Source organism: Paenibacillus sp. FSL H8-0282, assembly GCF_037963825.1.
Lineage (GTDB): Bacteria > Bacillota > Bacilli > Paenibacillales > Paenibacillaceae > Paenibacillus_AQ > Paenibacillus_AQ odorifer.
Genome location: NZ_CP150146.1, coordinates 4,955,044 through 4,979,421, shown reverse-complemented (window position 1 = coordinate 4,979,421; position 24,378 = coordinate 4,955,044). Strand labels below are relative to the sequence as shown.

22 protein-coding genes are annotated in these 24,378 nt (G+C 41.6%); 15 read left to right on the top strand and 7 right to left on the bottom strand.

Annotated elements, in window-relative coordinates:
* The first annotated feature begins 8 nt into the window (after positions 1-8).
* Both NST94_RS21645 and NST94_RS21640 read left to right on the top strand, forming a co-directional pair.
* Positions 9-1,481, top strand: a complete 1,473-nt coding sequence (locus NST94_RS21645; RefSeq protein ID WP_076184221.1) for an amidase family protein — start codon at positions 9-11, stop codon at positions 1,479-1,481.
* Positions 1,482-1,680: 199 nt separating this feature from the next.
* Complete coding sequence (locus NST94_RS21640) at positions 1,681-2,256, top strand: dihydrofolate reductase family protein (RefSeq protein WP_339281259.1); 576 nt, start codon at positions 1,681-1,683, stop codon at positions 2,254-2,256.
* 140 nt (positions 2,257-2,396) lie between these two features.
* On the opposite strand, the gene NST94_RS21635 is transcribed toward NST94_RS21640, so the two are convergent.
* Positions 2,397-2,594 (bottom strand): hypothetical protein, encoded by a 198-nt coding sequence (locus tag NST94_RS21635; protein WP_076130220.1) that lies wholly within the window; start codon positions 2,592-2,594, stop codon positions 2,397-2,399.
* Positions 2,595-2,691: 97 nt separating this feature from the next.
* Between NST94_RS21635 and NST94_RS21630 the strand changes: the two genes are divergently transcribed.
* From NST94_RS21630 to NST94_RS21610, 5 genes are all read left to right on the top strand, one after another.
* Positions 2,692-3,315 carry a hypothetical protein gene (locus NST94_RS21630; protein WP_339281258.1) on the top strand — a complete coding sequence of 208 codons (624 nt, stop codon included), beginning with the start codon at positions 2,692-2,694 and terminating at the stop codon, positions 3,313-3,315.
* A 23-nt stretch (positions 3,316-3,338) separates the two neighbouring features.
* Complete coding sequence (locus tag NST94_RS21625) at positions 3,339-3,689, top strand: MmcQ/YjbR family DNA-binding protein (RefSeq protein WP_076130222.1); 351 nt, start codon at positions 3,339-3,341, stop codon at positions 3,687-3,689.
* Between the two features lie 77 nt (positions 3,690-3,766).
* The gene (locus tag NST94_RS21620; protein WP_339281257.1) at positions 3,767-3,958 is read left to right on the top strand and encodes a hypothetical protein; all 192 of its coding nucleotides are present in this window, start codon (positions 3,767-3,769) and stop codon (positions 3,956-3,958) included.
* Positions 3,959-4,269: 311 nt separating this feature from the next.
* Positions 4,270-4,839 carry a GNAT family N-acetyltransferase gene (locus NST94_RS21615; RefSeq protein ID WP_339281256.1) on the top strand — a complete coding sequence of 190 codons (570 nt, stop codon included), beginning with the start codon at positions 4,270-4,272 and terminating at the stop codon, positions 4,837-4,839.
* Between the two features lie 172 nt (positions 4,840-5,011).
* The gene (locus NST94_RS21610) at positions 5,012-6,151 is read left to right on the top strand and encodes a 5-methyltetrahydropteroyltriglutamate--homocysteine S-methyltransferase (RefSeq protein ID WP_076302690.1); all 1,140 of its coding nucleotides are present in this window, start codon (positions 5,012-5,014) and stop codon (positions 6,149-6,151) included.
* A gap of 395 nt (positions 6,152-6,546) precedes the next feature.
* Here NST94_RS21610 and NST94_RS21605 read toward each other — a convergent pair whose 3' ends face one another.
* The 3 genes from NST94_RS21605 to NST94_RS21595 all read right to left on the bottom strand — a co-directional run bounded on the left by NST94_RS21605 (position 6,547) and on the right by NST94_RS21595 (position 9,748).
* A complete protein-coding gene (locus tag NST94_RS21605; protein WP_339281255.1) occupies positions 6,547-7,488 on the bottom strand; it encodes an NAD(P)H-binding protein in 942 nt (313 codons plus the stop codon).
* Positions 7,489-7,566: 78 nt separating this feature from the next.
* Positions 7,567-8,466, bottom strand: a complete 900-nt coding sequence (locus tag NST94_RS21600; RefSeq protein WP_339281254.1) for a LysR family transcriptional regulator — start codon at positions 8,464-8,466, stop codon at positions 7,567-7,569.
* A gap of 91 nt (positions 8,467-8,557) precedes the next feature.
* On the bottom strand, positions 8,558-9,748 hold the full coding sequence (locus NST94_RS21595; protein WP_076130227.1) for a coenzyme F420-0:L-glutamate ligase: 1,191 nt from the start codon (positions 9,746-9,748) through the stop codon (positions 8,558-8,560).
* 147 nt (positions 9,749-9,895) lie between these two features.
* Here NST94_RS21595 and NST94_RS21590 point away from each other — a divergent pair, with 147 nt between their 5' ends.
* The 3 genes from NST94_RS21590 to NST94_RS21580 all read left to right on the top strand — a co-directional run bounded on the left by NST94_RS21590 (position 9,896) and on the right by NST94_RS21580 (position 12,697).
* The gene (locus NST94_RS21590; RefSeq protein ID WP_339281253.1) at positions 9,896-11,092 is read left to right on the top strand and encodes a macrolide family glycosyltransferase; all 1,197 of its coding nucleotides are present in this window, start codon (positions 9,896-9,898) and stop codon (positions 11,090-11,092) included.
* On the top strand, positions 11,089-12,036 hold the full coding sequence (locus tag NST94_RS21585; RefSeq protein ID WP_076130229.1) for a YafY family protein: 948 nt from the start codon (positions 11,089-11,091) through the stop codon (positions 12,034-12,036). Before NST94_RS21590 ends, NST94_RS21585 begins: the two co-directional genes overlap by 4 nt.
* 67 nt (positions 12,037-12,103) lie before the next feature.
* On the top strand, positions 12,104-12,697 hold the full coding sequence (locus NST94_RS21580; RefSeq protein ID WP_076130254.1) for a DinB family protein: 594 nt from the start codon (positions 12,104-12,106) through the stop codon (positions 12,695-12,697).
* Between the two features lie 17 nt (positions 12,698-12,714).
* On the opposite strand, the gene NST94_RS21575 is transcribed toward NST94_RS21580, so the two are convergent.
* Both NST94_RS21575 and NST94_RS21570 read right to left on the bottom strand, forming a co-directional pair.
* Positions 12,715-14,331: a response regulator gene (locus NST94_RS21575; protein WP_339281252.1), complete on the bottom strand. Its 1,617-nt coding sequence runs from the start codon at positions 14,329-14,331 to the stop codon at positions 12,715-12,717.
* Between the two features lie 4 nt (positions 14,332-14,335).
* Entirely contained in the window at positions 14,336-16,075 is a 1,740-nt protein-coding gene (locus NST94_RS21570) for a sensor histidine kinase (protein WP_076130231.1), read from the bottom strand.
* A 347-nt stretch (positions 16,076-16,422) separates the two neighbouring features.
* On the opposite strand from NST94_RS21570, the gene NST94_RS21565 reads away from it, so the two are divergent.
* From NST94_RS21565 to gnpA, 4 genes are all read left to right on the top strand, one after another.
* The gene (locus tag NST94_RS21565; protein ID WP_339281251.1) at positions 16,423-17,898 is read left to right on the top strand and encodes a carbohydrate ABC transporter substrate-binding protein; all 1,476 of its coding nucleotides are present in this window, start codon (positions 16,423-16,425) and stop codon (positions 17,896-17,898) included.
* Positions 17,899-17,988: 90 nt separating this feature from the next.
* Positions 17,989-18,930, top strand: coding sequence for a sugar ABC transporter permease (locus tag NST94_RS21560; RefSeq protein ID WP_339281250.1), 942 nt, complete (start codon positions 17,989-17,991; stop codon positions 18,928-18,930).
* 9 nt (positions 18,931-18,939) lie between these two features.
* The gene (locus NST94_RS21555) at positions 18,940-19,794 is read left to right on the top strand and encodes a carbohydrate ABC transporter permease (RefSeq protein ID WP_312150139.1); all 855 of its coding nucleotides are present in this window, start codon (positions 18,940-18,942) and stop codon (positions 19,792-19,794) included.
* A 26-nt stretch (positions 19,795-19,820) separates the two neighbouring features.
* Positions 19,821-21,980, top strand: a complete 2,160-nt coding sequence (gnpA, locus tag NST94_RS21550; RefSeq protein WP_339281249.1) for a 1,3-beta-galactosyl-N-acetylhexosamine phosphorylase — start codon at positions 19,821-19,823, stop codon at positions 21,978-21,980.
* Between the two features lie 452 nt (positions 21,981-22,432).
* On the opposite strand, the gene NST94_RS21545 is transcribed toward gnpA, so the two are convergent.
* Positions 22,433-23,338 carry an AraC family transcriptional regulator gene (locus tag NST94_RS21545; protein WP_339281248.1) on the bottom strand — a complete coding sequence of 302 codons (906 nt, stop codon included), beginning with the start codon at positions 23,336-23,338 and terminating at the stop codon, positions 22,433-22,435.
* Positions 23,339-23,520: 182 nt separating this feature from the next.
* Here NST94_RS21545 and NST94_RS21540 point away from each other — a divergent pair, with 182 nt between their 5' ends.
* Positions 23,521-24,369: a sugar phosphate isomerase/epimerase family protein gene (locus NST94_RS21540; RefSeq protein WP_339281247.1), complete on the top strand. Its 849-nt coding sequence runs from the start codon at positions 23,521-23,523 to the stop codon at positions 24,367-24,369.
* Positions 24,370-24,378: the final 9 nt, after the last annotated feature.

The following is a 24,378-nucleotide window of genomic DNA, read 5'->3' as shown; positions in this document are numbered from 1 at the left end:
GAGTTATCATGGAACATATCTTCGAATTAGCAAAAATAAAGAGTGAAGAAATAACGATACTCGAACTGCAGGATGCAATGGATAGAGGGGATGTTAGTTCTAGGGAACTTGTTATGTATTACATGTATCGGATAGCAACGTTTGACCAGAGTGGTCCCATGATAAACTCTATTATGGAAATGAATCCAGATGCGATTTATATTGCCGAGGCATTAGATCAGGAAAGGAAATTAAGCGGAGCACGAAGTCTTCTACATGGTGTGCCTGTATTATTGAAAGGAAATATTGAAACGAATGATAAAATGCATACAACTGCGGGCGCATTAGCTTTGGAAAACCATGTTAGCTCGAACGATGCTTTTCTTGTCCAAAAACTAAGGGATGCTGGGGCCATTATACTTGCAAAAACAAATATGACGGAATGGGCAAATGGGATGTCATCATCCATGTGGGCTGGGTATAGCTCAATAGGAGGACAAACCAAAAATCCATACGGTGATCATTTTCCGGGAGGTTCCAGTACGGGTTCTGCCGCTTCCGTTGCAGCCAACTTTTCAACAGTAGCCGTGGGGACAGAGACGTCTGGCTCTATTTTAAGTCCAGCTGTGCAAAACGCAATTGTTGGTTTAAAGCCAACTGTAGGTCTAATAAGTAGATCAGGCATAATTCCATGGTCATATTCTCAGGATACAGCTGGACCTATGGCAAGGAATGTGACAGATGTTGCGATCTTATTAAATGCGCTTACGGGAAAAGATGAAAGTGATCCTGCTACTTGGAAAAATGAATATTCTACTATGGACTACACAGCATTTTTGGATAAAGACGGATTAAATAAAGCGACCATAGGCGTTTTTAGAAATGCTCTACCTAAGAATTATTGTGACATGGGTGAATATGATGAACATTTATTTAATGATGCTGTGGCTAAATTAAAAGGTTCTGGAGCCAACATAATAGAAGATATAGATATTCCATCGTTCCATAGAGAGTGGAAATATAACAAAATGAATCTTGAATTTAAGCATTCCGTTGAAAATTACTTATATAACCTTCCGGCTCAACTTCCTGTCCATAACCTAAATGAATTGATGGAATGGAACGAGCGGAATTCGGAAAAGGCTTTGAAATATGGACAAGATATGCTGAACTATCGATCACAGCTAGATAAACCGTTGAATCATTCGGAATATATAGTAGAGTCTATCTCTGACTTATATTATTCGCAAAATATGGGGATCGATCATGCTTTAGAAAAGTATGGATTGGATGCAATCCTGTTTCCTGCTTATGTCGGAGCTGATTTAAGTGCTAGAGCAGGTTATCCAACTATAGCAGTGCCCGCAGGCTTTCAAGAGAATGGAAGAGCCTTTGGGATCACATTTGCAGGAACGGCATTTAGTGAACCGACACTCATTCGGATTGCATTTGCATTCGAACAACAAACGAAACACAGGAAAATGCCGGCTCTAAAGAAATGAAAGATGAATTGAAAATTAGAAAAAGGTGCATTTACAAACGAACGTACGTTTGCTAATATGTTAATGTGGATAAAAATACCAAAGTGAAGAAAAAAGCGTTTGAGATTAGCAATCCATAAGAAACAACCCAAGTAGAAATCTGCTAAAATGTAGTTAATGTCTAATGTAGATACCCCTCATGAATAAAGGAGAACTGAAAATGAGAAAACTCGTTCTATTTCTTCACGCATCGCTTGACGGTTTTGTAGAAGGGCCGAATGGTGAGATGGACATTGGCTGGGTTTCCTACGATGCTGATTTGGAGAACCATGCGAAAGAAATTCTGAGTACTGCCGACACTGTCATTTGGGGACGCGGGACTTATCAGATGATGCACAGTTACTGGCCATCAGTCCCTTCGAACCCATCAGCTTCGCAGTATGAGCGGAATCATGCCGAGTGGATCGAAAAGACAGCCAAAATCGTTTTTTCCACGACGCTGGAGAAAGTCGAATGGAATAATTCCAGACTTGTGAAGGAAGCTGTCGAGGAAGAGATCAATAACCTCAAACAGCAGCCCGGCAAGGATATGGTCATCCTCGGCAGTCCTAGATTCGCACACTACCTTATGCAGCTTGATTTAATTGATGAGTATAAAATTACGGTTTCTCCCGTCCTGATCGGTAAGGGATTGCCATTATTCCAAGGTCTCAAGGAGAAGAGAAATCTTAAGCTAATTGAAAACAAGACCTTTGATTCTGGAGCCATAGGTCTCGTTTACCAGACGGTAAGATGACTTTTCACTTAAGGTGATTACGCTCACGTGGAACGTTAATGGAACGACAACAGCGGCAGTCTAAGACTTTATTTATCAAGTCTTGGTCCGCCGCTGCTTCTTTTAATGGATCCAGTCTAATACTTTATTTCTACCAAACACTAATCAGATGTTGGTTCTTTCATAAACCATGAAATATGGGTGCATCGCTTACAAATAAGGATGGCAGCGTTTTTGTTCGCCCAGTCAAAGCCTAAAAATGATGCGCCGCTTGTGTTAAGCAGTTTATAATCCAGATCAAAAGTATCGTTTTGACAGCAAGGACAGATTATTGGTGCGCCTGCAGCACTGTATCTCATTTTAAAAACCTCCTGTGGATTTGTATAATACTTTAACGTATTTGAGGTTATTCAGGTTTCGTGCACTTGAACTTACTAGTTAATTTGGGGTGAAGTTATGTATAGCTGGAAAAAAGCTTTGTCAAAGGTATGTGAACTTTATTTTTCATCCAAAATGAATTCGAATTTAGAATGGATCTTGGTTGGCTCGGTCGGTTCGGTTCTTCAGGGCTGTGAAATGACCCCAGGAGACGTTGATATTTATACAAGGAATAAGGAAGGGATTGACCAATTTGCAGAACTTCTTAAAGGATTTTCCCTTTTGGATAAATGTGAATTTCCTCATGGGGATAACTGGTTATCTTCTTTAGAAGAACCTACATTCACTCAAACCTTTTCTTCGGGATTTTCTTGGACAAAAGGGAGTTGGATAATCGATGGATTTAAGGTGGAGGTTGTTCATATTTCCAATTCAGCTGGAATTCCTGATTCTATGGATGGTGATGGGATATGGGAAGGTGGACAATTCATTTGGAGCCATTTCAAAAACGTGGATATCGGACCGTATACTATTCCTACGGTTCCGCTAGAAATACAGTTGGAATCTAATTTAAGACGAAAAAGATCAGATAGGACACAAGCGATTATCGCTGCATTACAAAAAAATAGCTATGATAAAGAACTAATCGATAAAGCCTTATCAAAGGAACACTTATCTTATTTTTATTCCCAAATTGGTTAGGCTGAGAAGGCGAGGGACTGATTTTGACCCATAATATTATTGAATACTGTTTAAAAAAGAGCGGAGCAACAAAGGACTATCCTTTCGGATTCGATCCATTGGTGATTAAGATTGCCGGTAAAATGTTCGCGCTTATTTTTGAGAATAAGGGGAATTATGCTTACATAAATCTAAAATGTGATCCGGTGATTGCAGGGAACTTGCGAGAGCAGCATGAGAGCGTTCGGCCAGGATACCACATGAACAAAAAACACTGGAATACGATTGTTTTGGATGGCTCCTTACCAGAGTCGGATATCTATTTAATGATTGATCACTCTTACGATAGGGTTGTCAAAAATCTCCCTAAAGTCCTCCGACAAACGATATACTGAATGTGGCATTAATTTGTCGTTTAAATGGTAATGGACTGGTATAATATGGTTTATAATCATGGAAAGGAGTTGTTTTTATGTCTGATTTTTTTAATTCAGGACCTAATCCCAATATGACGGACCCTGGAGGCCATAAAGCAAACCATGATGTAAATGCGCAAAAATATCATACTGAAGGCGTTCCTGGATTTTGGAGCGAGGTAACCAATCTGTTGATCGTTGTGGTTATAATTGCAGTCATTTTTTTAGTTATAAGGTTTGTTTTATGATTACCCTGGTTTAGAGTGAAGATATTGACTTTTAGGAGGCGGTTCCATTGGTAACTATCATTAAGTGGACAGAATTTAGAAGGATAACGCCTACTCGTCCATAAACTGCGTATTTCCTTCTTAATGAGGGTACTGGATGCAAGAATATAACATTAGTACAATGAGTGACTTTTCAAAGCATTACATTGACCAAATCCGAATATTAGAACACCTTTGCAAGACGTCCGACAAGTCAAGTTTGAGGGTGGGTGTAGAAAGCCTTAAGGAGATAGACGGAGATGAGGCATTCTTGTGCCACATCAGATATGCAAATGCAAGGCATACAAACTTGCCGTTTTAGGATACCTTCTAATTCTGAATCAGGGATGGATTATATACGGTATTTAGGGGCAAGTGCTGCACCGTCTGAATTCCTCATGGTTTTTAATCGGGCACAAATCGCTGGATCAAGCCACTCCGGTTTAGTTGTGCGATTGGAAGAAGATCTGGATTTAGAGTTCATGGTTAAATGTTCATCACAAGCCTTTGGTGATTCAGAGTCCTGGACTAGGAATTATTTAACTCGTACAAGAGAACCGGCACGGATTACTTACATTGCTGTGGACAACATGATTCCGGTTGGGATGATCAGAGTCAATGATTTAGATACAAATACTGCGGTTATACATGATTTTTGTGTGCTTCCTTCGTGTCAAGGCAGAGGATACGGTCGTGAAATTCTTTCAGAGGTAGTTAAAATCTTGCGAGATCAGAAGAATACTCAGATTCGTCTTAGCGTGGTCACTCAAAATAGAAATGCATTATCCCTATATCAGTCGGTTGGGTTCGAGGTTACTGCGGAGTTTAATTACTATGTAATATCCGTCGATATGATTTGTTAAAGAAGAGGCGCTACTCATGCGCCTCTTTCTTTTTTGGCATGCCCTTCTAATTATCACGCTGAATCTAGCTATAGTTAATACTTATAACCTGCCATAGCGCATTGGTAGATCGGTATAGTCAGTCGGTTATGCTATATTAATTCTAATAATTTGTTTACGAGGAGATTAATATATGAGCATTCAGACCAAACCCCAAAAACGAACCGTTACTCCATTTCGATATGATATCGTGGGCAGCTTCCTGCGCCCCCAAGCGTTGAAAGAGGCTAGATTAAAATTCAAGAATGGTGAAATTACTGCCGAGCAGTTGAAGGAAGTAGAGAACGACGAAATCGTTAAGCTCGTGCAGAAACAAAAAGAGGTGGGTCTTCAAGCGGTAACCGATGGTGAATTCCGCCGCTCTTGGTGGCACCTCGACTTCTTCTGGGGACTTGACGGTGTAGATCGGACAATTATTGATCAAGGTTACCAATTTAACGGTGCAGAGTCCAGACCAGAAACAGCCCGACTGACCGGGAAAATAAGCTACAGCAGCCATCCTTTTGTTTCGCATTATGAATTTTTAAAAGATGCTGCTGGTGAGGACGTTGTTGCGCGTCAATCGATTCCTGCGGCTGCACAATTCCTGTTCGAGCTAGATCGGGCGGAAAACAAAGAAAGCACAAATGAATTATACCCGAATCGCGAAGAGCTTATCTCGGATATTGCCAAAGCATACAAAGCATCGATTCTTGCCTTCTATGCAGCGGGCTGCCGCAGTATTCAAATCGACGATTGTACGTGGGGAGCGCTTTGCGACGAACAGTTTATAGCGTTTATGAATCAGATTGGCGTGAACGTAGCTGAATATGCAAGCGAACTTGCAAAATTGAATGAGGAAGTTGTAACCGGTCTGCCGGAAGATCTTGTTGTAACGACCCATGTATGCCGGGGCAATTATGTTTCGACTTATGCTGGAGTAGGTGGAGGCTACGAGCCTATCGCGCAAACGCTTCTTAATATCAATAACTACTCGGGTTATTATCTGGAGTTTGATACCGAACGTGCAGGCGACTTCAAGCCATTGCGCTTCTTGAAAGACAATCAGCAGGTTGTGTTAGGTCTGTTCTCATCCAAATTTGGTGAGCTTGAAAGCAAGGAGGATATTCTGAAGCGTATTGAGGAAGCGAAGCAATATGTTGATCTAAACCGGATTTGCCTTAGCCCGCAATGTGGCTTTGCTTCCACGGAAGAAGGCAACCACCTGACTGAAGAGCAGCAATGGCGTAAGCTTGCTTATATTAAAGAAATTGCTGAAGAGATCTGGAACTAACTCTAATTAAAAAGTAGACAGAGATAAAGATAATGCACCTTTAGCCATTCGGATGTTCATCCGTACGGTTAAAGGTGCATTTTGTTCTACAGCGAGTTTACCGATATACTTGGCCAGTTCTATCTATACTGTGATGGAGGATTAGGGAAAACTTCCCTAATAAAAGCCGATAATTGCTCTAAATGAATGAAATTAAGGAATAACTTCCTAAAAACAGAGCAATATCAAGATTTACCGTCAAATCAGTCGAATTTCAGGGAGGAATTCCCTAATTATCTCCAGGGCGAGCATATGATTGAGCTTTACGGAGTTTTTGTGCCACGCTCAATATAAAAGAAATCACCTCCGTTAAATAAACGGGGGTGATTTAGCCTAAGAAGTAAGAGTGGCAGCTTTTAATTGTCTTTAGAGTGTCTTTCGCCAACCTGGAATTCATCGGCATGTTCAAACATATATTTCACGGTCAAAGGGTCTTGACCAGTAAGTTGTTTGAAGTCGTCCGTATAAACATCCATTTTTCCTTCACGAATAGCTTGTCCAAAAGTAACCATACCTTCTGAAGAAAAGGGGGCTTCGGAGCCTTCTTTAAATGCACCATCGGTGGTTCTAGGCACGCCCATTGCTTCGAATACGGCATAATTTTCTTCGTCCGTGTTTTCTTTGTAGGTGATATGATTGCCCGTTACTTCATTACCAATCTTAATGAAGTCGGTAATTGTCATCAATTCAAGCCCGTTGATATTTAGAATCGCTTCCTGATAGTTATTGGAGGCTAGGGCATACGCAACGGCTTTTGCGCAATCCTTCCGCGAGATATAAGCCATTTTACCGTCACCTTGATTGTTTGTTAATACCCCGTCACCCTTCACATACGTAAAGTAATTGGTTATCATGGCTTCCGCATATTGGGAATTCCGAAGGAAGATATAATCTAGCTCAACGCTTTGAATATAACGTTCGGTATACACATGGTCAATTTTTTCTACGCTTGGATTGCTTTCATCGGCTGCGTTGACCAAAGAAGTATAAATGATCTGTTTGACTCCAGCTTCTTTGGCAGCATCAACCACATTTTTTTGTGCATTTTGACGTTTCTCTCCAACAAAAGGCATGGAGATTAGAGCGAGTTTATCGGCATGAGCAAAAGCTTCGGCAAGGCCTTCCTTGTTATTAAAGTTGGTCACATGTGTTTCAATCCCTTGTTCCGCATATTCTTTCAAACATGCCGGATCGTAAGCGCAAAAAATGATTTGGTCTTTATCTACCAGCTCCAACAAGTATTCCGCAGCTTGCTTCCCTAGATTTCCATCGACACCAGTCAACAATAATTTACCCATGATCGTTGTCACTCCTTGTGGATATGATTTATACCCTTATAGTATGTGAAAAAAAGAACATAGTCTAACACATAAAACTTATGGTCGATTGCTAAATCCAATTTGGATTTGTTGCAGGAAGGAGGGCAAGGCCGGGTTTGTATTATTTTTGAGATAACCTGCTTCGATTGCAAAGGTATGGTGTGAATCATCTAAAGGAATTAGCCGGACTTCATCTTGAAGATAAGCGAGCTGATAGTTATCCGGGAAAAAGCCAATCAAATTCTCTGTGATGATATAAAACAATTCTGTCTCCACATCGTCTGCGGTTCGAAGAATGTTCGGCTGATAGCCGTCTTCAATTGCATGCTGGATCATTAGATGATAAGAGTTTCCAATAACTGTTGGATTCAGCATGACTAGCGGATGTTCATATAACTCCTCTTTGGCGATCGATTCATGATGAAAGAGAGGATGGTGATGACTCACAGCCGCACAATAACGTCCCATATATAAGGGATAGGTTACAATGTCCTCTTTTCCCTGAAACTCGGAATCAAAGGCAATAGCCACGTCGTAAATCCCTTTTAGCAAGTATTCTGCAATATCTTTTAGCAATACTTTATTCAGTTCCAGCTTAATATTCGGATGATGATCCTGAAACGAGGGAATCAATTTCAACAAACTTTGGATATCCGTCATCGCCGCATATTCGATACTCAGGGATTGCGTATTATACTTTTGAAAGTTTTCCATGCTCAGCTTCATATGATTATATTGCTTCCAGAGGATGAGGGCTTCGCCATAGAAAAGCCATCCGGCTTTGGTTGGCTCAATAGGGATCTGCTTTCTGTCAATTAATTGAATGTTGAATTCCTCTTCAAGCGCGGCGATTTGTTGACTAATGGTGGTCTGCGAAACATAGTTCTTTTTAGCTGTTTCCGTAAAATTTCTGCATTCCACGAGATCGATAAAATATTTAATCCTTCTTATGTTCATAGTATCCTCCGCCTGCCGCTGTTTGCTTTTATTATAACCCAGAAAGTAAAAAAGAGAGCCTCGTTTAGAGACTCCCTTTGTTGTACTACTCTTATTTTGTATAGTTATCGAAATAACCTTGGATATAAATCATTGGTGTTCCTTTATCGCCACTACCAGAAGTCAAATCAGATAATGATCCAATCAGGTCAGTTAATCTACGAGGTGTAGTCCCTTGGGCTTCCATCGCACCAACTAGATCATCATTTTTATTCTGGATGTATTTAGAAATGGCTTGTTTTAACTCTTCACCACGAAGATGAGAGAAGTTGTTATCGGCCAAGTATTTCAATTTTACTTCATTTGGTGTTCCATCAAGTCCGGCAGTGTAAGCAGGGGAGACAACTGGATCTGCGAGCTCCCAGATTTTTCCGACTGGATCTTTGAATGCTCCATCGCCATAAACCATAACTTCTACAGTTTTACCTGTAATTTCTTTGATTTTTGCTTGGATACCATCCACGATAGGCTGGCAGTTGTTTGGAAATAGCTTTACACTTTCTTCTGTAGCTTTGTTTGATCCTAGCAGACCATAAGCTTCGTTAAAGCCGCTGCCATCGATTGATTGTGTAAGAATATCATCCAAACCAAATACTTTTTCAGCACCATTGTTTGTGAGAATGCGTTTGGTTCTGAAGCGAGTGTGAATATCGCAAGTTAATACATTTTTTGTATAGTTTAAAATGGTTTTTGGGTTGTTGGAGAAGATGACTTCACAAGCCACACCTTCAGCTTCAATTAAACCTTTATAATATTCAATATAGTCAACACCTGTGAATGGGTGCTTAATATAGCCGAAAAACTCACGGAACTGAGCTTCTGTTAATACATCTGTCCATGGATTGATACCTTTAGCATCTAGTTCGTCGATGTCTACAAGGTGGTTGCCTACTTCATCAGCTGGATAGCTTAACATTAGGACTACTTTTTGTGCCCCTTTGGCAATACCGCGTAAGCAGTTAGCAAACCGGTTACGGCTAAGGATTGGAAAAATGACCCCTACAGTTTCTTCGCCGAATTTCCCCTTTATATCAGCAGCAATATTGTCGATCGTTGCATAGTTTCCTTGCGCCCGAGCAACAATGGATTCAGTTACGGTCACAATGTCACGATCTTCGATCGAAAAACCCTCGACTGTTGCTGCATTCAATACCGTCTGAACTACGATTTCTTCAATGTTATCCCCATTGTTAATGATAGGTCCGCGAAGTCCACGTACAACTGTTCCAACTACTCTTTCCAATATGATCTCTCCTCTAATAAGGGTATACTCTATATTATTAAAATGGTTTTAAAACCTATATTACTATACCCTTTTAGAGCGATATAAGTAAAATTAATGTTTATAATATCTAATATAAAAATGATTTATAGTTAAGGAGGATTACAATTGGCGCGTGTGTTATTTATTAATGGTGGATCAGAGGGACATATTAATCCCACGATTGGCGTTGTGGAAGAGCTTATTTCTCGTGGCGAAGAGGTAGTGTACTTTTGTATAGAAGCTTATAGAGAACGTATGGAGATGACGGGGGCTACAGTACGAACATTTGACGATCAGAAATTTATACAAGCTTTTATCTCAGGTGGAAGAAATTATGTACTCGAAAGAATCAACGGTCTTTTACTTACGGCAGATATAGTTATTCCAAGCGTTCTTGAACAGATCAAAGGGGAGCATTTTGATTACATCATCCATGATTCTATGTTTGGTTGTGGACGTTTGTTAGCTCAAATTCTTAGGCTTCCGGCCATTAGCTCCTGTACTTCTTTTGCGCAGACAAAAGCAGCATTCGATGAAATGTTAGAACAATTTTATACTACAGTTCCTGCAGAAGTAACTAATCCTATAAAGGATAAATTCCAAAGCTTGACGCAAATGGTGAAGGGCAAATATGATGTGGACATCCAATCCCCTTATGAAGTGTTTTGTAATCCTGCCCCACTTACTATCGTTTATACAACTAGGGAGTTTCAACCTGAGGGAGAAGCTTTCGACCCGTCTTATATCTTTGTAGGACCCTCCATCTCTTCACGATTAGCTCCAGAAAACTTCGACCTCATGGCAATTAAGGGGAAAAGTCCAATTTACATTTCACTCGGCACAGTTTTTAACCAAGCCATTGAATTCTATAAACTTTGTATTGAAGCATTGGGGAACACGGAGCACACTATTGTGATGTCAATTGGAGATAAAGTCCAAATCACTGATTTAGGGGGAATTCCGCAAAACTTTTTCGTGAAAAATTATGTTCCACAAACGGATATACTGCAATACACAAAGTTATTTATTACACATGGTGGAATGAACAGTATCAATGAAGGGCTTTATTACGGGGTTCCGCTAATTGTAATTCCACAAAGTGCGGATCAGCCAATAATTGCGGATCAAGTCGTCCATGTCGGAACAGGCATTAAGTTACAAATGCAAAGTTTAACTGCAACTCAACTACGAGAAGCAGTAGATCATATATTAAGCGATTTATCTTATAAAAAAGCTGTCTCCAATATCAGTGAATCGTTTCGGAACTCGGGTGGGTATCGACGAGCTGTTGATGAGATTGTTCGGGGAGGGGGAGTCGTATGAACAAAATGGACCGGTTGTTAGCTATAGTGCTTGAACTGCAGCGTAACAAAATGTTGCGGGCGGAGGATTTGGCTGCTACGTTTGAAACGAGCGTAAGAACGATCTATCGGGATATTCAGGCACTGAGTGAAGCGGGCGTTTCCATTATAGGAGCGCCAGGGCAGGGTTACTCCTTAATCGAGGGGTATTTCCTGCCACCCGTTAGTTTCACGCTGGACGAAGCAGTGACATTGCTTATCGGAACTGATTTTATCGAGCAGCGGTTTGATGCACACTATGGTAATAAGGCTAGAAGTTCTAAAGCAAAGATAGAAGCCATCCTGCCGGAAGCTATCCGCAGTGAAGCATCACAGATTCGCAAAAGTTTTCGTTTATTTGCATCCGCAGAAGATATAGCACCCATACAAGAGAAGGCATGTTTGGAAGCCATTCGTGGAGCGATATTGGAGGGAAGGAAAATAAGATTTCGTTATTCCAAAAGAATCGCCGAAGCCGATGGGAACCGTCAAAGTATTCGTACGGTTGCTCCTTATGGACTTGTGCTTCATCACGGGTCATGGGTACTCATCGCCTGGTGTGAATTGCGTCAAGACATCCGTCATTTCCGGTTATCCCGAATGAGGGAGCTTATTAATCTGGAAGATGAATTTATACTGCCAGCAGATTTTCATCTGGAGGTATACCAACCTCCTGATGATCGCAACGTTCATGTGCTTATCTTAGTCCAAGCTGACATAGCCGATAAGGTAAGGGAATCAAATAATTTCTATATGGAAACTATTGAGGAGCATGCGGAGGGGGTACTTGTTACTTTTCGCGTTCGCGAGCCAGGGGAATTGCTGCAATGGGTGCTTGGCTGGGGAGGCGGTATGGTTGTGCTGGAGCCCGAATCTTTCCGTGATCAGGTTAGAAATGAAATAGAAATAATGTTAAAACGCTACTGACATAACGCTGTCAGTAGCGTTTTTGTATACTTGGACCATCAATGACTACAGGAGCTGATATATGATGATTACAACAAAAGAAGTCTTACAACGATTTGAAGAAACTGCGACATACTATATTCAAGAATTGGAGCGATTCAATCTGGAGCAGTTGAAGCAAAAGCCGAGTGAAAACGCCTGGTCCATCGGACAGATGTTTCAGCATCTCATTAACTCGGCGCTGTATATGCAGCTTCGTAATATTGATCAATGCCTTGTGCTAGACCAAGATCCCTTAGTAGCTCATGTGGGGAAAACTGAGGATGGTGCGGCTATATTTGCGCAAGGAAGCTTTCCGCCCATTCGTATTCAGGTTCCGCCTTCCGCCCAATATACGCCGGAGCAGCCGGAGAGCAAAGAACAATTAATTCAAGGGTTACGTACAGTCATTCAAAGAATGAGAGAGATCGAACCCTCTCTTGAAAAAGCGTCCAAACAAAATACCGTATCTCACCCGCGATTTGGTGGACTATGCGCGGAGGAATGGTTCCTACTTATTGAAATGCACTATCGTCATCATCTTCTGCAGCTGGAGCGGTTAAACAAAGAGTTGTTGTTTAATTCCATATTTGCACCTAAAGAAGGGTTCATCAATAACATTCAGGTTGTGAAAGGATCATAAAAAGAGTTTGAATGGTCTTAATTTTCTGAACCAAGCGTGGCCTGAACGTGATTCTTATACTCACTAGGATTAACACCAAAGTGTTTTTTGAATAACCGGGTGAAATAAAATTGATCGTGTATACCGATTTGCGTGGAAATTTCTTTAATGTATGGATTCCCTTTAAGTATTAATTCTGCAGCTTTTTCCATTTTCACAGTATTAATGTAGTGAATGATGCTTTGCCCCACTTCTTCTTTGAAGATTCTGGACAGATAGTTCTCACTTAAGTTGACATGCTTGGCAATCAGAGATAAGGTGAGCTTCTTCTGATAATGTGTGTTGATATAGTCAATCGCTTGTTTAACATCTCTATTGTGTGTAGTTACGATCTGTTGCTTTTGATGGGAGAATAGTTGGAACACAAGCTCCATTATAGATAGAACGTCAGTGGTACGTTTACTGCTGGCGATATTTTCTATATAGGTCTTCAAAAGCTTCGGATCCTCGACAATGAGATGAGCATCGCATAAGGGAAGATAATGCAGACAATTTACGATGAACTTTTTGGTTTCAGCAGGATTAATTTGCTTGGATTTACAGGTGTCGAGAAATTGCTGAGTTGCTTGATTAACGGCTTCAACCCCTGAAAGCTTCCAGTACTGAATTAATTGCGTCGAGAAATCATGTACATCCTCGAAGTCCAGCGTATCCTTTAAATGGACATCCTTTGGATCTATAATCGTTATTTCGTTGTAAAATTGGATTTGCAAGGATTCTTTACATCGCTCTAGAGTTCGTTTTGCTTCAGCATATCCCCGTACAGGATCAGAAAAAACAATAGTAGGGGTGATAGAAATATACATTTTGATTAACCGAATGACCCTCTGGATAAAGTCTGTGCGGATAATTTGATGATCGTCTAAGGTATCACAGGAGATTAGAAGCAGCAGCCCATTAGATTCTAGCTGAATAATTTCTAACTGATCTACGGTCTCCAAGATATCCAAGATAATGTTTTCAATAAAGGATACGGAGATGTGATTTTGTCTTTCGTTTTGGGTGGCGTTATTCTGCTCAAAAGTCACGTAGAATAAATAACAGCTGCTTTCGCTGAAAGCGAAACTTATAGCATCATGCTGATCAAGCTGCTGCACATCGTAATAAGGATCGGTGAAATAATCTTTTAGCAGCGCATTTTTCACGCTTTTTAAATTGTGCTGTAATAACTGTGTTTGGGTCTCCTGCTGCTGCCTAGATTGAAGCTGCTCTTGAATTAGCTTCGTAGATTTCTCCAGCAAATGGATCAAATCCCCCGTTTTCATACTAATCTTCAGCATATAATCTATAGCCCCAAGCACTAAGGCTTCACGAACTAACTCATACTCCCCGTGGTTGCTCGCCACCAGAATTTTTCCTGCAAACCCTCTGTTATTCAGTTCTTTTATCAGCTGCAGACCATCCATATTAGGCATTTTGAGATCTGTAATGATGATATGGGGATTAAACTTGTCTACAAGTGTTAAGGCTTCAACTCCGTCAGAGGCAGTAGCACAGATCATGTATCCAAGCTCTTCCCATGGAATCATGGTTCTGAGCGCGACTTTAACAATAGGTTCGTCATCCACTAGCATTACATTATACATAGGATACATAGTATCACCCCTTAAGTTCGTATGTTTGTTTAGGGATAATTAGGCGGCAGCAGGTTCCATGACCCATTGAGCTTGTGATGAACAGCCCGTAACTCTCACCGTATTGAAGTTTAATGCGATCGGCCACATTTGAAATTCCGATACCCGACAGATTGTCAGCTTTTTCAGATTTGGTGGTGTCAAACCCTTTTCCGTTATCGATGATCTCAATAATAAGGGTGTATTCATTTTTTGCGTATACCTTAATTTGGATTAGAACTTTTCCTCCTATATCTGTAACTCCATGAAGAATCGCGTTCTCTGCGATCGGCTGCAGGATGAGCTTGGGGATCATGCTCTGTAATAAAGACTCATCCAAGTCATATTCAATGTCAAACCTGTCGGCATAACGTATTTTTTGAATGGCAAAATAATGATCCAGATTGTTCAGCTCCTGCTTGATGGTGATTTGCTCATCTTGATCGATAATGGTACTACGCAGCAATTCAGCTAGTGAGGAGATGCCGTCGCTAAGGACGGGAACCTGGTTAATCATCGCCAGCCATCGTAAGGAGTTAAGTGTATTAAAAAGAAAGTGAGGATTAATCTGCGATTGCAGCATTTGCAATTCGAGCGAACGTCTTCTTTTCAGATCTTTCTTTTGATCCTTCATCAGCTGTTCCATTCTACTGACCATGCTGTTAATTCTATTGGCCAACACGCCCATTTCATCGTTGCTGTGATCTTCGATCCGGCTCGATAGATCACCATAAAAAATTTGATTGCAGAAGACGATGATTTGTTTGATTGGTTTCAGGATGCTTTTATACAATACGATAATAATTAGAATACACACGACTACAATGATGCTGACAACAATAAGTAGTCCAGTGGTGATTTTACTTGTCTCTGAATTGATATAAGAGAAGGGCACGGTAGAAATCATGTACCAGCCTAATTGATTATTGTTAATATAGGAGATTTGCTGCATTTTGCCATTGACCATGCCTTGGAAGGAATGGTTTTTCTTTGCCTCTTGTGTCTTGATTTGCTTAAAAAGCTCATCTTTATAATAGGGTTCTCCTAGCGGAGTATCCTTTTGATTCGAGGACATTACTTTTCCCTCCCTATTCATAATAAGGAGACTGGAACCTGTACCTAAATCCACACTGGAAAGAATGACTTTTGAAAATAACTCCCCACCAATAAAAACAAACACATGACCTAAGGGAACGCCAATGTCATCTTGATCAAAAATTTTCCGGCCCAGGACAATGGTATTGTAAGCGCGATAGCTTTTTGCGTAGTTAAGACTGTCATAAGGGGCATTGAGCTCTACTTGTTTCATAATTTCTTCATACTTAGGATTGGGGATGCCATCGTAGCCTAATTCATAAATAGGTTGGTTCTTGGCGTCGATGACCCGAACGTTCTGGACATATCCGGGATAGATGGTTCTATATAAATTGTCCATGGCATGATTAATGGCAGCATTGCTAGGAGCGGGTTCATTTGGTGCTGCCGATAAACGCTCCTGAATAATACTATTGGTAGAAACAGAGCCTGCAAGATATTGATAGTTGTTAAGTTCACTTAACATCGTTCGATTAAGCAGTGTTAAAGCCTGAAATGTGGATTTACTTAATTTATTGTTAATAGATTTGGAGTAAATGGTGTAGGAGTAGAAACCTATAAAGATGATTGGGATCACGGATACGATTAAGAAAATGACGGTTAAGCGATTTTGAATTTTAACCTTGCGCATGATTTGCGGAGGATTAGGAAAATGCAGCTTCCCTTTGCGTCGACTCAGGTGGATGACCTCCCATTCACTATCTTTTACTTACAAGTTAACATAAAAAGAACAATGGAATATATATGCAGCGGCGAAAAGTGAGAATAATCTATGGAATGGATAATATTATCCATTCCGTTAACGGCTAAGTTTACAGGTTATGTGACCCTGATGAATAAGCTTATACGAGCTTGCATTGGAAGATGGATAAGATAATACATAGGTAGGTTTGTATTGTAAATGTAAATATAGCGTAAATCCTTCTATACTTAGATTATTAAAAAAGCGTTTACAAGAATATCTTAAGGAGGGCGTTTATGAAAAAGACTATGAGTACATTATTAGCAGTAATGCTGCTAGGTGTGGGGTTGCTCGGCTGTGGGAACAGCAATAATAAACCTGCTGCCTCGAATGAATCTGATTCAACGAAAGCTACGAGCACCGCGCAAGCTACAAGTACAACGAACGCCGGGAAGACTAAAGAAGAACCTGCTAAAGATTTTGATAACAAGGAACTTAGCATTGCTGTATTCCAAGGGGGATATGGTGCGGATTATTGGAATGAAATTGTCAGCAAATTCGAAAGTGCTTATCCAGGTGTGAAAGTGAACATGACGATTAATCCTAAAGTTGGTGAAGTAATCCGGCCGCAGATTGTTGCGGGTAATCCTCCCGACTTCCTATCCGTTACAGATACAGAGCAAAGTGGCATCGTGCTTTCACTGATTAAAGAAAAAGGACTGCTAGATATCAGCGATGTATTTGAAAGCAAAGCGCTTGATAAAGAGGAGACGCTTAAGGATATGATTCTACCGGGGATGCTGGACAGTACAAGATTTCAGCCCTATCAAGATGGAAAGACGTACCTCGCACCTTTTAATGCTGGACCGATGGGCTTGATTTACAATAAAACACTGTTCACAGAAAAAGGCTGGAGTGTTCCTGAGACTTGGGAGGAGTTCTTTGCTTTAGGGGATGAGCTGAACAAAGAGGAGAACTATCTGGTTAATGCAGATGGAACCAAAACGAAGCGGGCTTTATTCACTTACCAAGGCATCTATCCGGATTATTTGGAGGAAATTCTCTACCCGGCCATTGCGAGTGCGGGGGGAAAAGAAACGCTGGATAAAGTCTTTGCTTATGAGGAAGGTTCATTTAAGAACGACACGATCAAAAAAGTACTGGATATTTTCTATAAAATCTCTAAAGACGGTTATCTGATGGACGGCACGGTTGCCTTGAACCATACACAGTCGCAGACCGATATGATGATGGGTAAAGCTTTGTTTATCGTAAACGGCAACTGGATGGAAAATGAAATGAAGGATTCACCTAGAGAAAATGGGTTTGAATTTGGGATGACAACTGTACCTGTGTTCAATAAAGGCGATCAGAAGTATGTGCTTTCCAGCTACGAGCAATTCTCCATCCCTGCTAAGGCCAAGAATCCTGAGCTCGCTAAGGAATTCTTGAAGTTCCTGTATACCGATGAGTCTGTGAAACTATTCGCGGAAAAAGCGAATGGGGCGTATGCTCTTAACGATGCGAAGGAGCTGTCTAAGCCATTTTTGACTAAAGGTGTCTATGACATGTTCGAGGCTTATAATGGTTCCATTTCTATTTTACAGGGCTGGCAATCATTACCGAAGGGTTCCAAGGTTAGTGTAGTCACTGAAATGTTCAAGAATACGGTCACACCAGTGATGACAGGCCAAATGACCACAGATCAATGGATGGATAATGTGGAAAAAGCTTTTGCACAGATTCGTAAAGAGAAAGCGGCTAGTAAATAATCTATAGTATCTCATGCAAATGCATCCTGTTAAGAATGGATAAGGTTATCTATGAACGGGATGCATTTTGTATGAAGGGGAGTGTGAAAGATGTCTGAAATGCAGCTGGCAGAAGTAGCTCCTAGACAGAGGAAATCAAAGATTAGGATAGCGAAAACCAGAAATCCTAAGCTATTCATAGCGGTATGCACGATTCCAACGCTCCTGTTAACCCTCGTATTTATGATTATTCCAACCTTTCGGGCATTTTTTATGTCTTTTACGGATGCTACTGGGATGAGTGATGAGAACAAGTTTATCTTTTTGGATAACTATAAATATATGTTTCAGGATGAGATGTTCCTCAAAGCTCTGAGTAATACATTTAAACTGATGCTGGTCGTGCCAGTGATTACGTTGATTTTTGGGCTGGTGCTCGCTTTTCTATTAACGCAGACGAAGCTGAAGGAAAGAGGATTTTACCGAACCGTATTTTTCTTTCCTAGTATCATCTCTTTGACGGTAGTCGGAATTATCTGGTCCTTTGTGTTTCATCCCAATATGGGCATTTTGAATAATATTCTGGGGAGCATCGGATTAGATCAACTGAGCAGACCCTGGCTTGGAGATAGCCGAACAGCATTGTGGTGTGTAGCCGTTACACTGATCTGGCAAGCGGTTGGTTATTATATGGTCATGTATATCGCTGCGATTGATGGGATTTCTGCGGATGTGTTTGAATCGGCGACTATTGATGGTGCGGGATATTTCCGGAAGCTTACCAGTATTACGATCCCTCTGCTAAAAGATATTATTGGCATTACGTTTGTGTTGTCTCTGGCAGGTACGATCAATTTAAGTTTTATAGTTGTAACTGTAATGACTGGCGGTGGTCCGGCAGGTGGAACTACTGTTTTACTCCACTACATGTACACGCAGGCCTTCCAGAATGCGAACTTTGGTTATGCCATGGCTATAGCTATATTTACGCTGGTGTTCGCCTTTGTGCTTTCTTTTCTGTCCAGACTACTTACAAATCGAGCAGAAGGGTAGGGGAGAAGGATGACAAGCAATCAACAGAGTCTTCTAAAAATGAATATTGCTAACTGGATCACGCGGCTGTTTCTGATTGTAGCCACCATTGTTTTGTTATATCCGTTTATATGGAATCTCTTAGCCTCATTTAAAAGCAATACAGAATTTCTGACCGACCCCTTCTCCTTTCCACAAGCCCTACACTTCGATAACTATGTACGTGCTTTTCAGAAATCCAAGATGGGGAGTTATTTCCTGAACTCTATCTTTCTTGTGGTGTTATCCACGGCGATTTTAGTTATTTTTGTGGTTCCTATGGCTTATGTCTTAACGAGATTTAAGTTTTGGGGCTCCAAACTAATCCTTAACCTTTATATGGCCTGTATTTTTCTGCAAGCCTCCTATATTATGGTTCCTTTATTTCTGCAGGTGAATTCGTTCGGGATGTTAGACAATCGCGGGATGCTCAGTTTAATCTATGCTGTTCTGCAGTTTCCCTTTGCCATCTTTGTATTAAGTGGATTTCTGAAGTCCGTCCCTAGAGATTATGAAGAGGCCGCTAAGATTGACGGTTGTGGCAACACAGGAGTGCTCGTCAGAATTGTTGCGCCGCTTGCTAAACCGGGCATTGTGACGGTCTGTATGCTGGCAGCGATGGGCTTTTGGAATGAGTATCCGCTGGCATTGGTCTTAATTCAAAGTGATAGCAAAAAAACATTGCCAGTAGGTTTAGCCAATCTTTTTGAGGTACAACGTTATGCTACTGATTGGAGTGCACTTTTTGCCGCGCTGATCCTAGTGTTGATTCCAACGATTCTTTTATATGTGATAGGACAAAAGCAATTGCTCCAAGGAATAAGCGCAGGCGGAATTAAGGGCTGAACAACAAAGATATGGAGGGAAGTTACGTGGACAAAGGAAGATTTACACTGCCTGGTGAAACAGGGATGGAAGAGGTCATAGCCGATCTCGTCGAAAGATGGGGTGTAGATGCCGTACGTGACAGTGATGGCACGAATCTATCGCAGGACATTCTCGATATGGGTCTGCAAATTTATTCAACGCTTTGTCTTGTCCGTGAGGACAACGAGTGGGCGAAGCAGCATCCGCAATATAGACAGCAGATTTATCTGATGTCTGCTCCAGTAATAGTAACTTCAAAGGTGAAGGCCATCGATATTATGGCTGATTATTTTGCCGAGCAATTTATTCCTAACACAGATGTGGATATAAAAAAATATTGGCAGGTTGTAAACCGGACTACAGGAGAAGTATTACCTTCTGAATGTTGGAGTTACGCAGAGGGAATTGTCACACTTGAACAGGCGGTACAATTTCACAAGTATACGGTCAGTTTCTTGGCCTACCAGAAATGGGAGCCGGTCTCCATGTACAATCACATCACGAATGATTGGGATGAGGAGCATCGTTTACCGTTGGATGTTCGTTACCCCGAGGCTCAAGGGCATGTTTTGAAGGTGCTGGAGGATTGGCTAAAGAAACATCCCAAGACTGATATCGTACGTTTTACGACCTTCTTTTATAATTTTGATTTGATATTTAACAAGGAAGGTAAGGAGAAACAGGTGAATTGGTTTGGCTATCTGAGTTGTGTGAGTCCACTTGCGTTAGAGCAATTCGAGCAAGCTTATGGGTACCGATTGACTGCGGAAGATTTTGTGGATCAGGGGCGATATAACACACCATTTAAGAACCCGACCCAAAGATATCTGGACTGGATGGACTTCAATCAGAAATTCATCGCAGGTTATGCGAAACAATGTGTAGATATGGTGCATGATTTCGGGAAGAAAGCGATTATGTTCTTCGGGGATCACTGGGCTGGCACAGAGCCTTATGGCAAATATTTTCCGGAGATCGGGCTCGATGCAGTGGTAGGGGCAGCAGGAGATGGCGTTACAACGCGTATGATTGCGGATATACCTATTAAGGATACCGAGGCACGTTTCTATCCTTACTTCTTTCCAGATATCTTTTTTGAAGGGGGAGACCCTGTCGGAGAGTCCATGCCGATCTGGATCAAATGCCGGCGTGCGCTCATGCGTAAACCAGTTGGCAGGATGGGGTATGGCGGATATTTAAGTCTAGCGCATCAATTCCCGGATTTTATAGATCATGTGACAGAGATTGCGAAGCAGTTCAAAGGGATTCATGCCAATGCAGAAGGGACACAGCCTTTTAAAGCTCCTTTTAAAGTGGCGGTTCTGAATACTTGGGGCTCCCTTCGAAGCTGGCAGACACATCAAGTGGCTCATTCATTATGGAATCAAAGATGTTATTCCTACATAGGAGCATTAGAGTCATTGGCGGGCTTGCCGTTCGACATTGAGTTTATAAGCTTTGATGACATCAGGTTAAGTGGGATTGATCCTAGTATCGGTGTGATTATTAACGCGGGTGATGTACACACCTCTTGGAGCGGTGGAGATCAATGGAGCGATCCGCAAGTTGTGGCAACACTTCGTGAGTGGGTGGAGCAAGGGGGCGGTTTTATTGGGATTGGTGATCCATCAGCTTATGAACATCAAGGGGTTCTTTTTCAACTAGCGGATATTCTAGGTGTTCAGAAGGAAATTGGATTTACAGCAAGCATCAATAAGCCCAAGGTAACGCCTGTGCAGGGTCATTTCATAACGGAAGATCTGGAAGGTGAGATTAATTATGGTGAAGGGATGACCATGATTTATCAAGCGGAGGCCGGAGCAGAAATATTGGACGTGCATCAAGGCAGCTGCAATCTTGCCGTGAACTCATTTGGTCAGGGGCGGGGCGTTTATATCGCGGGGCTTCCCTATAGTATTCAGAATACCAGACTACTCAGCCGAGCGATCTTTTGGGCCGCACATCAAGAGGAGCAATTGTATTCATGGTTCTCAGTGAATCCGAATGTTGAATGTCACGCGTATCCTGAGACGGGTCGATATTGTGCCGTAAATAACACTTCCGAGATCCAAAAGACGACGATCCTGATGGATAACGCCGTGATCCAAGAAATAGAGTTGGGTGGGATGGAAAGTGTGTGGTTTCAATTTGAGATCATACATTAAGAGTCAGCCGTAACTACGGCGAATAATTAGACTTCCGGCTGCTGTTATCTCCAACTTTCCTGAATTGTACTGCTTCGATAGAGTGATTGGGGAATTTCTCCCTGAAATTCCGGGATATTTGGTCATCAGACTAATAATCAGGGAAAACCTCCCCAAAGTTTAGCTGATTCGTTAGTAATTATAGTTATTCCTCTTATTATTAGGGAGGAATTCCCTGATTTCGTTCATTTAGAGCGAATATTGGCTGTTTTCAGGGAGTTTTTCCCTAATTAGTTTTAGAGCCGTCCCCGCATACTGCATTAACGCAGAAAACACGAACGTTCGCCGCCTCCTTCTTCGATTTTTCAGGGAAGGGGGCATTTGCCTTTTTGAATCATAAGGAAGAATCCATCACCCTCAATGTTTTTGGGAGTTTTTCTTACTTGGACTGAGATATCTTGAGTTTTCCGTATCTAGAGTATCCGGGACATTTTGCGATAAGCCCGCGGAGAAATTCCCTCATTCGCAGTAAATACCCTGCTGAAATAATGGATATCAGGATAACCAACCTTATCCCCGACCTGTTCAATCGGCCAATCCGTTTCGCGCAGCAGCTTGCGTGCTTCTCGATGCCGGATGGAACGGAGATATTCACCAGGAGGCATGCCAGCCACCTCACGAAATAACTTGGAGAAATGGTCTTCATGCATATTCATGGCACCAGCCATGGATTTATTGCTCCAGCGGTCTGCTAGCTTTGAATCCATCTCATCGATTAAAGCTCTGATCCGCCCGGTATGAACGGAAGATTTGGCTGTATTCCGGGAGCTTTGTGTTCGGAGCAGCGAGGTTAGAACGCCGAGCAGTAACCCCCGACAGACCCATTCATAACCGGCAGGCCGCATCGTAAATTCATGCACGAGCTGTTCCATCGCATGGATACATTCGGGTGGCGGGGTATAAATGGGCTCCTGTGACAATGGCATAAAAGGAGCGGTCACAGCTTCCAAGGCAAACTTCTCGTCCATAACCTCCTCCTCATTGACCAGCATGTCTTCATCGCTTGTAATAATCGATTCCCCAAAAAAATCAAAATGGATCCCAATGAGTTTGGTTTCCGAATCTGAGACAATCGCATTTTGATGATGTACCCCGGAAGAAAGAAATATCAGTTGTCCTGAATTCAGGATATATTCCTCCGTATCCATCTTTGTTGATAATTTCCCCTGGCGAACGTATAGCAGCTCGAAATCATACAATCTTCTTCTTGGAAAGAGGCAAGGTGAGAGGGTTTGGAATTGTGCGTAGTGAATGCCAGGTGACCACTCCCGGGAGGGGACCTGTTTTCTCAGGGGATAACGGGGTTCTTTTTCAGCCACGAATAAACCTCCCATACAGTATAAAATGAATTTTTAAATAGACCGGAATCGTGCAACAAATCTCTTGTTCACCTAAATAAATTCAACTTACAATCTATTATAATATAAATAAATCAAGGATATAAGCGCACTTAGGGAAAAATCTTAAAAAACGGAAAATAACAAATTTGAGGAGGATTCAGATGAAAAAGGGAATAAACATTTGGTCGTTTCGCGAAGGTACTGAGATCGAAGAATGTGCACGTCTGGCTAAAGCGGCAGGTTTCGACGGAATTGAGTTATCTTTGAATGAATCGGGTGAACTTGGCCTGCAAACCACTGAGAAAGAAGCTGTTAAGATCAAAAATTCCATTCAGGAGATGGGGTTAGAAATTGCAGGACTGGCGACAGGACTATATTGGTCATATGCCATGACAAGTGAATCCGCGGCGAACCGGACGAAGGCTATCGATGTATGTAAAAAACAATTGGAGCTGGCAGCAACACTTGGCGTAGATACGATTCTTGTCATTCCTGGTGCGGTTGGTGTGGATTTTATTGAGGGCTGTGAAATAGTCGATTATGAAAAAGCTTATGATCGAGCCTTGAAGGCGATCAGTGATCTGGCTCAGGATGCAAAAATGGCGGGTGTTTCTATTGGGATTGAAAATGTGTGGAATAAATTCCTGCTGTCTCCGCTCGAATTACGTTCTTTTATAGATGCTGTAGGCTCCAATTATGTAGGTTCCTATCTGGATGTAGGGAATATCGTTCATTCTGGTTATCCAGAGCAGTGGATACGGATTCTAGGCCATAGAATCAAGAAGGTGCATTTCAAAGATTACCGCCGGGCAGCCGGAGGACTTCATGGATTTGTTGATCTACTTGCTGGGGATGTGGATTATCCTGCTGTTATGGAAGCACTGCAAGAGATCGGCTACAGCAATTATGTTACTGGAGAAATGATACCGCCATATACGCATTATTCGGAGCAAATCATTTTTAATACTTCTGCAGCGATGGATGCTATTTTAGGACGCACTAGTTACTAAGTTTAAGAG

What these genes read in the sequence shown, in the direction of transcription:
- NST94_RS21635 (WP_076130220.1), bottom strand. Translation starts at nt 2,594, where the DNA reads ATGAGATACAGTGCTGCAGGCGCACCAATAATCTGTCCTTGCTGTCAA.
- NST94_RS21555 (WP_312150139.1), top strand. Translation starts at nt 18,940, where the DNA reads ATGACAAGCAATCAACAGAGTCTTCTAAAAATGAATATTGCTAACTGG.
- NST94_RS21645 (WP_076184221.1), top strand. Translation starts at nt 9, where the DNA reads ATGGAACATATCTTCGAATTAGCAAAAATAAAGAGTGAAGAAATAACG.
- NST94_RS21605 (WP_339281255.1), bottom strand. Translation starts at nt 7,488, where the DNA reads ATGGGTAAATTATTGTTGACTGGTGTCGATGGAAATCTAGGGAAGCAA.
- NST94_RS21615 (WP_339281256.1), top strand. Translation starts at nt 4,270, where the DNA reads ATGCAAGGCATACAAACTTGCCGTTTTAGGATACCTTCTAATTCTGAA.
- NST94_RS21620 (WP_339281257.1), top strand. Translation starts at nt 3,767, where the DNA reads ATGTCTGATTTTTTTAATTCAGGACCTAATCCCAATATGACGGACCCT.
- NST94_RS21570 (WP_076130231.1), bottom strand. Translation starts at nt 16,075, where the DNA reads ATGCGCAAGGTTAAAATTCAAAATCGCTTAACCGTCATTTTCTTAATC.
- NST94_RS21640 (WP_339281259.1), top strand. Translation starts at nt 1,681, where the DNA reads ATGAGAAAACTCGTTCTATTTCTTCACGCATCGCTTGACGGTTTTGTA.
- NST94_RS21565 (WP_339281251.1), top strand. Translation starts at nt 16,423, where the DNA reads ATGAAAAAGACTATGAGTACATTATTAGCAGTAATGCTGCTAGGTGTG.
- NST94_RS21575 (WP_339281252.1), bottom strand. Translation starts at nt 14,331, where the DNA reads ATGTATCCTATGTATAATGTAATGCTAGTGGATGACGAACCTATTGTT.
- NST94_RS21610 (WP_076302690.1), top strand. Translation starts at nt 5,012, where the DNA reads ATGAGCATTCAGACCAAACCCCAAAAACGAACCGTTACTCCATTTCGA.
- NST94_RS21585 (WP_076130229.1), top strand. Translation starts at nt 11,089, where the DNA reads ATGAACAAAATGGACCGGTTGTTAGCTATAGTGCTTGAACTGCAGCGT.
- NST94_RS21630 (WP_339281258.1), top strand. Translation starts at nt 2,692, where the DNA reads ATGTATAGCTGGAAAAAAGCTTTGTCAAAGGTATGTGAACTTTATTTT.
- NST94_RS21560 (WP_339281250.1), top strand. Translation starts at nt 17,989, where the DNA reads ATGTCTGAAATGCAGCTGGCAGAAGTAGCTCCTAGACAGAGGAAATCA.
- NST94_RS21540 (WP_339281247.1), top strand. Translation starts at nt 23,521, where the DNA reads ATGAAAAAGGGAATAAACATTTGGTCGTTTCGCGAAGGTACTGAGATC.
- NST94_RS21600 (WP_339281254.1), bottom strand. Translation starts at nt 8,466, where the DNA reads ATGAACATAAGAAGGATTAAATATTTTATCGATCTCGTGGAATGCAGA.